Origin of the sequence: Bowmanella dokdonensis (assembly GCF_017254865.1) — a bacterium.
Classification (GTDB): domain Bacteria; phylum Pseudomonadota; class Gammaproteobacteria; order Enterobacterales; family Alteromonadaceae; genus Bowmanella; species Bowmanella dokdonensis.
Genome location: NZ_JAFKCV010000001.1, coordinates 484096 through 497210, shown reverse-complemented (window position 1 = coordinate 497210; position 13115 = coordinate 484096). Strand labels below are relative to the sequence as shown.

At 55.8% G+C, this 13115-nt stretch carries 8 protein-coding genes; 4 read left to right on the top strand and 4 right to left on the bottom strand.

Annotated elements, in window-relative coordinates; translation table 11 throughout:
- Nucleotides 1–89 precede the first annotated feature (89 nt).
- Entirely contained in the window at nt 90–1451 is a 1362-nt protein-coding gene (gene mgtE, locus J0A66_RS02265; protein ID WP_206572138.1) for a magnesium transporter, read from the top strand.
- A 354-nt stretch (nt 1452–1805) separates the two neighbouring features.
- Here mgtE and J0A66_RS02260 read toward each other — a convergent pair whose 3' ends face one another.
- Nucleotides 1806–3047: an MFS transporter gene (locus tag J0A66_RS02260; protein ID WP_206572137.1), complete on the bottom strand. Its 1242-nt coding sequence runs from the start codon at nt 3045–3047 to the stop codon at nt 1806–1808.
- 157 nt (nt 3048–3204) lie between these two features.
- Between J0A66_RS02260 and J0A66_RS02255 the strand changes: the two genes are divergently transcribed.
- From J0A66_RS02255 to J0A66_RS02245, 3 genes are all read left to right on the top strand, one after another.
- Complete coding sequence (locus J0A66_RS02255) at nt 3205–5544, top strand: glycoside hydrolase family 65 protein (RefSeq protein ID WP_206572136.1); 2340 nt, start codon at nt 3205–3207, stop codon at nt 5542–5544.
- Nucleotides 5541–6203: a beta-phosphoglucomutase gene (gene pgmB / locus J0A66_RS02250; protein WP_206572135.1), complete on the top strand. Its 663-nt coding sequence runs from the start codon at nt 5541–5543 to the stop codon at nt 6201–6203. Before J0A66_RS02255 ends, pgmB begins: the two co-directional genes overlap by 4 nt.
- Before the next feature lie 123 nt (nt 6204–6326).
- Nucleotides 6327–7187 (top strand): hypothetical protein, encoded by an 861-nt coding sequence (locus J0A66_RS02245; RefSeq protein WP_206572134.1) that lies wholly within the window; start codon nt 6327–6329, stop codon nt 7185–7187.
- A gap of 33 nt (nt 7188–7220) precedes the next feature.
- Here the strand turns inward: J0A66_RS02245 and J0A66_RS02240 are convergent, their stop codons facing one another.
- The 3 genes from J0A66_RS02240 to J0A66_RS02230 all read right to left on the bottom strand — a co-directional run bounded on the left by J0A66_RS02240 (nt 7221) and on the right by J0A66_RS02230 (nt 13023).
- Nucleotides 7221–8246, bottom strand: coding sequence for a LacI family DNA-binding transcriptional regulator (locus J0A66_RS02240; RefSeq protein WP_206572133.1), 1026 nt, complete (start codon nt 8244–8246; stop codon nt 7221–7223).
- Nucleotides 8247–8376: 130 nt separating this feature from the next.
- Nucleotides 8377–10638 carry a TonB-dependent receptor gene (locus tag J0A66_RS02235; protein ID WP_206572132.1) on the bottom strand — a complete coding sequence of 754 codons (2262 nt, stop codon included), beginning with the start codon at nt 10636–10638 and terminating at the stop codon, nt 8377–8379.
- Nucleotides 10639–10995: 357 nt separating this feature from the next.
- Nucleotides 10996–13023, bottom strand: a complete 2028-nt coding sequence (locus J0A66_RS02230; RefSeq protein ID WP_206572131.1) for a hypothetical protein — start codon at nt 13021–13023, stop codon at nt 10996–10998.
- Nucleotides 13024–13115 lie beyond the last annotated feature (92 nt).

Here is a 13115-nt window from a genome sequence, read left to right as displayed (position 1 = left end):
CTAAAGTTGTCGGACCAAGATTCCTGCTGACCTTGGTGCTGTCTTCCACTAGACTAACAGCAGAAAATCAATAAGTTGCATACCCACCCATGGCAGAGACCTTCGAATCGCAATCCTCATACCAGCAGTTGCAGGCCATCAATGATGCCCTGTCCAGCGGCATGTATGTGCATGTGCGTAAGATGCTCCACCATATGCCGGCGCCGGATGTGGCCTTTATGCTGGAGTCCACTCCGGCCAAGACCCGGGCGGTGTTGTGGCAACTGATTGATCCTGAATTCCACGGCGATGTGCTGGAGGAACTGTCTGAGGATGTGCGCAACGGCATTATCCGCCAGATGATGCCGGAAAAGCTCGCCGGCGCCCTGGAAGACATGGATACGGACGACCTGGCCGAGTTGTTGCGCGGGCTGCCCGATGCCATCTTCCAGCAGGTGCTGCAGTCCATGGACGAGCAGGACAGAGTGCGCGCCGAGCAGGCCCTGTCATTCGGCGAGGGCACCGCCGGTTTTATCATGAATACCGACACCATCACCCTGCGCCCCGAGGTGACGGTGGATGTGATCCTGCGTTATCTGCGCCTTAAGGGTGAAATACCCGAGGACACCGATGCCTTCTATGTGGTCAACCGCCATGACAAGCTCATAGGCATAGTGCCGGTGATTCGCCTGTTGACCGCCACCTCGGATATGACAGTGGAAGAGCTGATGGACGAGGATGCCGAAACCATCCCGGTGGATATGCCCGAAGGCGAAGTGGCCAAACTGTTCGAACGCTATAACTGGATTTCCGCGCCGGTGGTGGACGCCGAGGACCATCTGCTTGGCCGGATCACCATCGATGACGTGGTGGACATTATCCGCGAAGAAGCCGAGCACAGTATGATGAGCATGGCCGGTCTGGATGATGAGGAAGATACCTTTGCGCCGGTGATGAAAAGTACCGGGAGGCGTTCCATCTGGCTGGGGGTCAACCTGGTCACCGCCCTGCTGGCCGCCATGGTCAGTGATATGTTCGAGGAAACCTTAAGTCAGTTGGCGGTGCTGGCCATCCTTAACACCATCGTCCCCAGCATGGGCGGGGTAGCCGGCAATCAGACCCTGACCCTGGTGATCCGCGGTATGGCCCTGGGTCATGTGAGCCCCAGTAACCGGCGCTGGCTGATCAGCAAGGAATTGGCGGTGGGGGCCCTTAACGGCATTATCTGGGCGGTACTGATCGCCGGGGTCGTGGCGCTGTGGAAACAGGATCTGGCCTTAGGCGGTATTATCGCCTTCGCCATGATGATCAATATGCTGGCCGCCGGTCTCTCCGGTGCCACCCTGCCGCTTTTGATGAAAAAGATGAAAATCGATCCGGCCCTGGCCGGGTCGGTGATCCTCACCACCATCACCGATGTGGTGGGGATCTTCGCCTTCCTGGGTACCGCTACCCTGCTGCTGATGCCTTAGGGTGTGCTTATCCTTCATATTGGCGCTCTGCTGGAGGCCATTTCTTTGCCCAGCAAGGAAGAAGGAGTGCGGTTTAGCGGGCCTAAATAAGCAACTGATGACGCCGCCGGACGGAAAAAATGCCTGGAGCATTTTTTAACAGCTTGGCTGGCCCCTTGTCGGCGAGTATCAGGGATGATACGAGTAAAAATGACCCCAGCCCGAAGGGTTGAGGCTAAAAATCCCTCACGCAGTGTTGCTCCCAACTTGTTCAGATGGCTAAACGGCGTTACTCGCGCCTTGATTGAGGAGTTTTTTGCTCTCAACACAGACCAATATGAAGGATAAACACACCCTACTGCTTGCGTTGCCGGTTCACTCCTGTGGCGCAACCATCTTCTGCGTGCCTCGCTTAAAGAAAAACAAGGTCACAAAAATCGCCATGATTGGCAGCAGCGAGAAGTAAAAAGCGGTTTGCCCATCGAAGCTGCCAAATACCAATCCGGTAATGATGGATCCTGTGGTGCCTCCCAGGGCGGAGAAGATCACGATCAACCCGGTCATGGCCGAATGTTGCACCTTGGGTAGCGAAGACAACATAATGGAGTTGATAGCCGGGTAGATTGGCGCCATAAACAAGCCGATCAATGGGAATAGAAACGCCGCCACCGGGGCGGTGGCCCAATTGATACCCGGGTTCACCTCAGCCAGACTGGCCAGTGGCATGGATACCAGGATCAGGGTGGCCATGGCCAGCAGACAGATATTCAACAGTGGGTACCAACTGATAAAGCGGATCAGCTGCCCTGCCCCCAGCCTGCCAATGGCCAGGCAGGCGGCGAAGATACTGGTGGCCTGTACGCTCATATCGGCAGGCAGATGCAAGACTTCGTTATTGAAGGTGGGCAGCCAGGTACCGATGCCCTGTTCGATCAGCACATACAAAAAAGCCGACAGGATAAACACCAGCACCAGCGGCTTCAGGGCCAGCTTAAGCATATCGACAAACTCCTGCCAGGGCTTAGGCTGGCCTTCCGGTACCGGGTTGGAAAAAGGGGTGAGCATCAGCAGCAGCAGGTTCACACCGGTCAGCAGGGCGAGGATCCAGTAGACATTCAGCCAGGCCAAAGAGCCAGGGTTATCGCCGTCGATAAAGGCACTGAACAACCAGTAACCGGTCAGGACCCCCACCATAAAAATCCCCTCAATGGTATTCATGATGGAGGCATGCTGCTGTTTGTCGTCGCTGATCAGGCCCACGGTGGAGTAAAGGGAGACTTTCACCAGGCCAAAGGCCGACCCGACAGTAAAGAACAACAGCTTGCTCATCCAGAAGGTTGGGATCAGCGGCATCAGTAGACAGGCGCCGGTGACCAGGGCGGTGCCCAGCATCATGGCCCGTCGGTAGCCCAGCCTTGGCAGGTAGGCCGCAAAGATAAAGGAAACAATTGCAATGGGCAGGTCCTTGAACCCTTCCAGGATGCTGGCAGCCTCCTTACTGACCCCATAGCTGTGGATGACCTGCAAAATCACCGTGCCCACACTGTTAAGCAGGATGGCGAAGACGAAGTAGGTCAGCATCAGTGAATATTTGACCCGGATCCGGTTATTTATCATGACATTCTCACGGCTATTGGGTGATTCTCAGCTTGCAAAGTTGATCTTCGGCGCGCTGACTTTTTTGCAGTTTACTTAAATTTAACAGGATTGCAATCGATTGCAAAAACCGCTACGCTTTGCAGACATCTCCTTTAGCCTGAGGAACATTGCCGCCATGAAAGTTTCTTCCAAAGACCTGTTGTTTGCCCCTGAACCCTGGAGCCTGTCCACCGACAGCATCCAAAGCCAACAGGCGATGCTGGAAGAAACCCTGTTTGCCCTGGCCAATGGCTATCTGGGCAGCCGCGGCACGCTGGAAGAAGGCCGTGTCACTGACGGATTGAGCTGCGAAGGGACGTACCTGAACGGCGTTTATCACAGCGAAAAAATCACTTATGGCGAAGTGGCATACGGCTATGCCAGCCACAACCAGAAAATGCAGCAGGTCCCCAACGGCAAATGGATGCAGTGGCAGTTGGACGGTGAGTTGGTCAGTCTGGCCACCGCCCAAAGCGGAAGACGCTGGCTGGATATGCAGACCGCCACCTTACACAGGCAGATGCAATGGCAGAGTCAAACCGGCAAGCAACTGAGTCTGCACAGCCGCCGTATTGCCTCGTTGAGCCATCCCAACCTGCTCTGTCTGCAGGTGGAGATCTGCGCCGAAAACTTCAGCGGGCCGGTGCAGCTCAGATCCCTGCTGGATGCCGGCTACAGTTTCTCACCCAACCAGAATGACCCCAGGGTCGGCAAGCTCAGCATGGCTGACAGCCTGCATCTGGAAAAGGCCCGGGTCAGTGAAGATGCGGCTTCGATGCTGCACGAGGTCAAGCACAGCCCCTTCAGGGTCGCGTCCCTGATCACCCACAGTTATTCGGACCAGCCAGCGTCCTGTCATCCTGTGCAGGATAACAGCCAGCTTGGCTGGGACTTCACCTTCGAGCTGAAACAAGGGCAGCCTCTGGTGGTGGAAAAATACGTGCTGTATCAGCACAGTCGCAGCCTGGACTTTAACGCCCTTGAGACGAGCGCGGCGGGACTGCTCAACGACGCCCGAAATCTCGGCTGGGATCGCCTGTACCAGGCTCATAAGGCCAGGGCAGATGAATTCTGGCAATGCAGCGACGTACAGATAGACGGCGATCCGGCTCTGCAACAGGGCATTCGCTTTAACCTGCTGCATCTGTTTATGTCGGTGGGCAAGGACGGACAGAGTAATATGGGCGCCAAGGGGCTGACCGGACATGGCTACGACGGCCATTATTTCTGGGATACGGAAATCTATATCCTGTCCTTTATGACCGCCACCAACCCAGAGCTGGCGCGTAAGTGCCTGGAATTTCGCTACCATACCCTGGATGGAGCCAGGAACCGCGCCCGGCAGATGTCGCACAGTTCCGGCGCTTTGTATCCCTGGCGCACCATAGGCGGCGATGAATGCTCGGCCTTCTTCCCCGCCGGCACCGCCCAATATCATATCAATGCCGCCGTGGCTCATGCCATCCGTCATTATTACCAGGCCACCGATGACTGGCCGTTTATGCTGGAGATGGGCGCCGAAATGCTGTTCGAAACTGCCAGGTTGTGGTTGGATCTGGGCCATTTCAATCCTCACAAAGGCGGCCTGTTCTGCATAGATGGGGTTACCGGGCCGGATGAATATACTGCCATTGTTAACAATAATGTTTATACCAACGCCATGGCACGGGCCCATCTGCAATTTGCCGCCCGCATGGCCGGTGAGATTCAGCAAAGTGAACCCCAGGTCTTCGAGGCTCTTGCCAAACGCCTGGGCCTTAGCGAGTTTGAGGTCATCCAGTGGCAGGAAGCCGCGGACAAGATGTACCTGCCCTTTGATGAAACCCTGCAGATTCATGCCCAGGACGATACCTTCCTCGACAAAAAGCCCTGGGATTTTGCCAGTACCCCGGCACAAAACTACCCGCTGTTGCTGCATTACCACCCACTGGTCATTTATCGCCATCAGGTACTCAAGCAGGCCGATGTGGTGCTGGCCATGTACCTGCTGGACGATGCCTTCAGCAAGGCGCAGAAGAAACGCAACCTGGATTACTATGAGCCTCTGACCACCCATGACTCCACCCTTTCCAGTTGCATTCACAGCATCGAATTTGCCGAGACCGGAAACTTCCAGCGTGCCTATGAGTTCTTCCATGACACGGTGCGCATGGACATCGACAACCGCCATGGCAATACCGAGTACGGCATTCATACGGCGTGCATGGCAGGCTCCTGGATGAGCATAGTGCATGGCTTTGCCGGCTTGCGGATCCGCGCCGATGAAGTGGTCTTTAACCCCGTACTGCCGGGACATTGGCAGGGTTATGTGTTTAACCTCACCTGCCATGGCCGGCAGTTAAAAGTGGAAGTGGGCAAGAACGACACCACCTATCTGTTGCGTGAAGGCGATCCCATGGTGATCAAACACGCCGGTCACGCCGTCAGCCTGCAGCAGGACAAGCCGCAGACGCTGAGAAATCAGGAGAGCTTATGAGCATCCAGGCATTTATCTTCGATCTGGACGGAGTGCTGACCGACACGGCCGAATACCATTTCCTGGCCTGGAAAGCCCTGGCCGATGAGCTGGGCATTCCCTTTGATCGGCATGACAACGAGGCGTTAAAAGGGGTGGATCGGATGGGCTCACTGAGCTTTATCCTGAGTAAAGGCGAACTGGAGCTACCCGAAGAACAAGTGCTGGTATTGGCAGACAAGAAAAATCGTCATTATCAGCAGCTGATTGAACATATGAGCCCCGCAGATCTGTTCGCCGGCGCACATCAGTTGTTTGCCGATCTGAAATCCAGAAGGATTGCCATCGGGCTGGCTTCAGCCAGTAAAAACGCTCCCATGGTGCTGGACAGACTGGGCATCGCCGACCAGTTCGATTACGTCGCCGATGCGGCCAAAGTCAAGCAGGGCAAGCCCCATCCGGAGATTTTCCTGACCGTGGCCGACGCGCTGACGATTGCGCCGCAAGACTGCGTGGGTATAGAAGATTCCCTGGCCGGGTTGCAGAGTATCCAGGATGCAGGCATGCATTCGGTGGGTATTGGTGACAAGCAGGTGCTCAACGGAGCAGAGCAGGTCTATGCCCAGTTGCATGAGGTCGATCTGGCAGAAGTACTGGCGCTTGGAAAACCCCAACGTTAGTCCCATCTGCGACCATTTTCACTCACTGTAAAGCTGGCTTGGCAGGGGCATGAGGCAGGCCTGCTGTCTCTTTGCCCTTTTATCACTTAGAATTCGCGGCCAATTTTAGTCAGGCTGATTGGTTTGCCAGCAATTCTGTTCTTCCTTTTTCTCCTTGTGCTTCCCGCAGCGGCGGAGCCGGTGCTATGGCTGGCCGACTCCGGCCCGGCGGCAGAAAGATCCATCACCCTGGATGAACAAACCCGCCATCTGATCCTGCAGGAAATACAGGACCTTCAGGTCAAGGTAGAAAAAACCAATCCCCAACGCGGACTCAAACGGCTACAGCAGCGGGCCGATGTCTGTGTGGATGATAAGCTCTACACAGACGAGCGACAGGCATTCAGTCTGGCCAGTCGCCTGCCGCAGGTGGTGCTTCCGGATTTGCGCCTTTATGTGTCCCGGGACGCTCTGCTGAGCAAACAAATCGACGCTTTGGTGCAGGGCACCTCGCTGGAGCTGGCCAATCTTTTTACTGCGTTGCCCAAATTCAGACTGGGACTAATGGAGGGACGAGCTTACGGCGACAAACTGGATGCCGTCCTTGGCCTCCAAGAATTCCAACGGCAGATTTGGCGACGCCCCGGGGCAGATATGGGTGAGGGCCTGGTGCAAATGCTGCTCAACCAGCGGGTGGAGGGCATTATAGAGTATCCGGTAGTCGTCCAGCGTTTCAGCCAGCCCCAGGAAAACGGCATCCAACTTCAAAGCTACCCTCTGACCGGCACCAGTCATTTTACCCAGGGCTATGTGCTATGTGCCCGTTCGGCACAGGGACAACAAGCCGTTGACGCCATCTCCGCCGCCATTGGCAGAGCAGCCAGAAAGCGCCTCTATCTGGAGGCCCATCTGTACTGGTTTGACCCTTCTGTGCATCAGGAACTGGTGGAATACTACAATCAGGTGTATGGGACTGATTTTTCGGTGACAAGAGACGAGGGATAACTCGGCCTGTGACCGGTTACTTATCACTCACTTTCAGTCCGCCCGCCGGCTGGACTCCCGCACTATCAGTTGCACGTCCATAATCTGGGACTTCACCTTTTTGCCTGCCAGCTTGTCGAGCAGTTTCTTGACCAGCAGTTTCCCCCCTTCCATGGTCTGCTGGCGGATGGTGGTGAGCGAGGGGTGGCAGAACATGGACATGGCCACATCGTCAAAACCAACCACGGCGATATCTTCCGGGACCCGCACATCGGATTCGATCAATTTTTTCATCGCCCCCAAAGCAATGACATCGCTGACGGCGAAGATGGCATCCACCTTCAAATCCGGTTGGCGCAGCAGGCGGTTGGCGCTGTCATAGCCCGATTCACTGGTAAAGTCGGTAACAAAACTGAGCTTGTCGTCCACCGGCAGACCCGCCTGCTGCAGCGCCAGGCAGTAGCCCTGCCAGCGCTGTTCCATTTCGCTGTGGCTGATATCGCCGAAAAAGGCAATCTGTCGGCACCCCTGGTTGAGCAGATGGTTCACCGCAAGATAGGCGCCCATCTTGTTGTCACTGCCCACAGTGCAGTACTGGCTGTCTTGTAATGTGGCCCCCCAAACAACAAAGGGGATGTCCTGTGACGCCAGGCGGTCGATGCGCGCATCGTGCTCGCCCTGCCCTATGACGATCAGGCCGTCGGCGCGCTTGGAGGAGAAGTAATACTCCCGCCAGTCATCGGAGGCAGTGCGGGTATTGGACAGCAGCATGTCGTAGCCGTGCAGGGTCAGTTCATCGGCGATGGCGCCGAGAATATCCAGCAGGAAGGGATCGGAAATGCCCCGCTCGGTGCGCTCCTTGAACAACACCACCACGGCAATCACATTGGTTTTCTGGGTGCGAAGGGCGCGGGCCTTGGCATTGATTTTAAAGTTGTGTTCGCGGGCTACCTGCTGGATCTTGTGCCGGGTTTTTTCGGCGATCAGCGGATTGTCGTTGAGGGCGCGGGAGACGGTTGACTCAGAGACACCGACAATTCTGGCGATATCTGCGATATTTTTGGCACTCTTTTGAGTCATGGGCCTTCTTCAGTCAGGGTCGTACAGCAAATTCGCCTCAGGTTAGCAAAAACATCCACTGTAACAAAACAAAAAGCAGCGGCCGGACAGGCGTCCGACCGCTGACTCGGGAAGAGCTGCTGAAAACAACTCAGAAGTTATAGCCGACGCTTAACTTGATGGAACGCGGCATAATGTAGCGGCCGTTTGGCGCCTGCGGATTGCGCGGATCGCCCTCGGTCAGACCGTCTTTGTCGGTCAGGTTGTCCACCGACAGACGCACATTCAACTGGTCAGAGACTTCCCAGTAAGCGCCCAGGTCGATCTTACTGTACCCGTCCAGCACTACCGTGTTGCCGTTATCGGACCAGCGATCATCCACCATGCTCAGGGTGCCGTACAGAGTCAGGAAGTTACCGCCGTCCAATTCGACGTCATAGCTGGGGGTCAGGCGCACCTGCCAGCCTGGCTGGCGCTGACCTTCATTGCCGATATTGTCAGCGTTGCCGCTTTCTTTGATTTCGGTGTCCTGCACCGTGCCGTTCAGGTTCAGGTTAAGCCCAAAATCGAAGGTATAGTTGGCATCCAGTTCGATACCCATAGCTTCAGTCACGGACAGCACAGCCGGAGCGCCTGGTATGGTCGTTGAGCTGCTCTCCACCTCATTGAAAAAGCCGGTGGCGTACAGGCTGAAATTATCGCCTGCTGTCTTATAGCCCAGTTCGTACTGGGTCACGTCGAAGATCAGATCGTCACCGTTACTGAATGAGCCGTAGTTATCACGGAAGTCATCGAAATAGGGCATCTTGCTGCCGTCGTTGGCCCGGAAAAACACGCCAGAGTTATCAGTCAGCATGTAGTTGGCGCCCACTGTCCAGGAAGTGGTGTCCTCATCGTATGTCACCGGCTTATCGACTACGCCATCCAGACCTTCATCCACCGTATAGTCGATCTGGTGGTTTTCACGGCGCACCCCCACATCCAGGGTCAGCTCATCCATCGGTTTGTATTCCAGCGCCGTATAGAAAGCCCGGGTGCTGCCGTCGCCTGTTGAACTGATATCATAATTCCAACCACAGCTGTCGGCATTATCATTACAGTCGATGCCGGTCAGGCTCTCTCCACCTGAGGCAACCACGTGATAGGACTGATTTCCCAGAGACCACCAGTCCTTGGCCGAGAAGGTGGAGGTATAGAGTCCGAAGGTCCACTTCATCGCGTCAAACTGCTTGGTCAGGGCCAGATCGTTGGTAAAGGACTCAATCTCCTTTAATACCACCCAGCGGCCAATCTGCTGCACCAGGGTATCGCCGTCATACTGGTCGCCCGTCACGGCGCCAGTGGCGCTGCTTCCATTATCCGCCACCTCAGACAATTGCACCGGGGCCCCGTCGGGTACCAGGCCAAAAGTGTTGGCATCGCCCTTGGTAAAGTTAAAGCGGTCGCTGAACTGCCAGCCATCACCGAACTCCAGTTGGATCTTACCGCCGGAGACTGAACCGTCCCAGCCCCGTCCTTCTCCAAAGTCAAAACTCTCTGTGGTGCCGTCCGGCCCATACTGGATGCTGCCCTGACGGGTCAGCGTGCCCATCTGGGTGTACTCATTATCCACCCCTTCCACCAGTGGTGTCGGCAGATACCAGACCCCGTGGTCGTCGGTGACCCGGGTGTAAAAATTCATCTCGCCGTTATCCAGTTCCTTGGTGATATTGACGGTAAACTGGTGACCTTTTTCAGAGTTGAAACCCGCATCCCGGATACCCGGCGAGCTTTGTACATAACCGCCAATCATGTAGTACAAGCCGTCGCCCAGCGGACCAGAAACTACGGCGTCGACCCGCTGCAGATCATAGTCAGAGGTGGTGTACTTAAAGGTCCCTTCGGTTATCTCCGAGCCTTCCTTGAGTATAAAGTTAGTGGTCAGGCCTGGTTGGCCATTCGAGATGACCGGGTTAGGACCACCCCGTAATCCCTCCATAAAGGCCACGGTTTCATCGATACGAAACAAGGTGGAGTTTTCCAGGAATGACAAAGTCGGCGGTTGATACAGGGGCGCACCTTCCAATTGCACAGTCAGGAAGGGTGCATCACCGCCACCCGGAAACCCCCGCACAAAGACGTTGGCGCCAGCCACCCCACCTGAGCTCTCCGCCCACACACCAGGTACCGCCTTAAACAGATCCGCCGTACTCTTGGGTGCCAGTTTCTTGATGGCCTCTGCTGACAGGTTGGTGATGGCGAAGCTCGCATCCACCTTGCGCACCGCCGCACCTGAAGCCGTACCCGTCACGATGATCTGTTCAAAGTCTTTGGCTTGTTGATCCGGCGTGGCGGCTTCCTCCTGAGCCTGGGCATAAGCTCCGCTCAAGATCGAAGAAATGGCCAGAGCAAGGGTGAGTTTATTCGTTTTCATGTGTGGTCCCCGGTTTATCTATCTGATTTAAACAACTTTATCTGGGTTATTGCGGTACTGCGCCAAACTGCAGCAGCAGTGCTCACAGACAGTGCAAAGCGTGTAAGAGTAAAAGTAGATCGCTTTGCAATCGATTGCAACAGGTTTTAGAGGGAAATATGTAAAATTTGTTAACAGCGGTTAACAAGCGGCAAATGACGGCGGATTTTTTAACAAATCACCTGAAATCCTGTGTCATGTCACTGTTCACAGCGGCTGGACAGCGAGCAGAATGAGGTGGCCGGGCCAAAAACATGATAACGATTGCAAAGGGTGTCAGGACTCCTCTGGCCTGACGAGATGCCAGGCCAGGGGAATTCAGGGCTGAATAGCCAGAAACACGGTACTCCAAAGTTGTACCGGATTAGATTCGGTTATATCCCCATGGCGTTGACCGAAGGGTTGCATATGAAAACGGTCGCTGTCATAGGACCAGGACCAGAGTTCAGAGGTTTTCAAGGATTGAGTGGCGCTGACTGCCTGCCACAACTTGTCTTTTGCCTGCTCCAGCAGGACAAGGGTCGATGCGGACAGGTCCGTTCTTTGCAGCTGGCGGTCAATGCCGCTGATCACCATGGCCTGTTGCCAGTTCCAAACCACAGTGCCATGGTAGTTGCCGGGGCCAAAACGATGCCGGGTGGCCTCTGAGGCGAACACCGGATTAGCCACCAGCATGCCCACAGGCGTATACAACCCCAACGGAAAATCAGCCTTCAGGTTGCCGAGGATCTGGCGCAGTCGCTGTTCGTCGGGGTGGCCGAACAATAGGTCGAAGCCTGTATCCGAGTGGACCACCGGAACAGGTATACCTTTCTTATCAAGGGCCAGGGCGGAAAACTCCACCGGCGAATCTGTTGTCCTGCCCGGCACCCCCATTTTGGCACTGTAGCTGCGGATAGCTTCATTGGCCTGCTCCGGCTCTATCTGCACGGCAAACAGCGGAGCGACATGTCGCTGCCAGTGTCTGGCCATGTCGGCCAGTTCCGCTATCTGCTGTGATGACTGCCGGGGCTCCTGCAACAAGCCGCTCTGGTACAGTTTCTCTGCCGCGCGTAACGCCGCAGGTGCCAGCACCATGTTTACATCATAAGGAAAACGGGCGCCATCCAGCCCTTCCTCGCTATCCCGCCAGTTACCGGCATAGTGGTCCTCCCCAACCCCAATCAGGTTGGCAAAACGGGGTTCCTCATAAAAGGGCCGGGTGACAGAAAGTAAATAGTCGATATTGGCGGCCAGCATCTGCCCGTAACGCTTGCCATCGCTTCTTTGCCGCTGCAAAAAGGCCTGGCGCCGCTGCCGGTCAACACGCTCATCCAGAAGGTATTCGGCCAGTACAGGCAGCAACAGCAGGTCATCGTCGCGCATGGCATAGTCATACAACGGGCTGTCGTTCTGCACCTGACCTTGCTGGAGACGGCGCAGCAGGGCAAACTCGCCAATATCCTCTTCGTGGGCCACCCGTCCCTGGGCGGACATGCGTTCAAACACCGAGCCCAGTGCCGATTCGATAGCCTCATCCGTCAGCACCGGCATCAGCAGTCGCAACGACAGCAGGCTGTCGCGGCCAAAATAGGTCAGAAAACGCCAGGATCCGGCCAGCCATTTTTCTTCATAGGTCAAAAATGCCAGTGATTGCTCCAACCTGGTATCCGGAACAGGCAGGCCGGCGTTGAGCGGGTTATCCAGTGGGGTCAGCGGAGGTTCCGAGTTCAGGACGCGGATGGTCATGACCAGGCTCTGATCAACGGGCCGCAGGCGTACCGCCCCTGACTGTGGATCCTGTACTATACTTCCGCTGTCCAATTCCAGAGTCAGCCGATAACCGGCCTGGCCGTCCAGGCGCTTGCGGGACCAACTGAGGCTGTCCGGCCCGCGACTGAGTGTGGCGTCATCCACCTGGGGGGGAACCCTGCCGGTCTGCTGGTAGTCCCGTAAGATCCTGATACTGCCCAGTAACACCTTATTGAGGATGAGCTCTCCTCCTGTGACAATTACCTTGCCTTGAACACCGTAATAACGCTGCCCCGGTTCCTCCACAGCCAGTGGCTCAAGGTCGCCCTGCCACTGCCAGTTGACCGTCGTGGGAGTATCGAACCACAATCCCATGCCCGAATTCCCCGCCGGAAAGGCTGCTATAAACCGGGGTTGACTGCCTTCAGTGAGCAACAGGTGCGCCGCTACCGGGCCACGGCGATAAAAATTGCTGTGAATCCGTCCTTCCTGCATCTGAAACGCCAACGCCGGCCCGGCAGGCTGGGCGACGGCAGTGGATGACGCGGGGGAAGGCCCCTGCTGACAGCCGGTTAACACCCAACTAAGCAGCAACAGCCACAGAAAATTTCGCATATCCTGTTCCTCAACTATTAATTTGAGCGGATAATGGCAACACCTGCAATCGATTGCAAATTCTTTAACACTTTCTTAACCTGTCACACTTG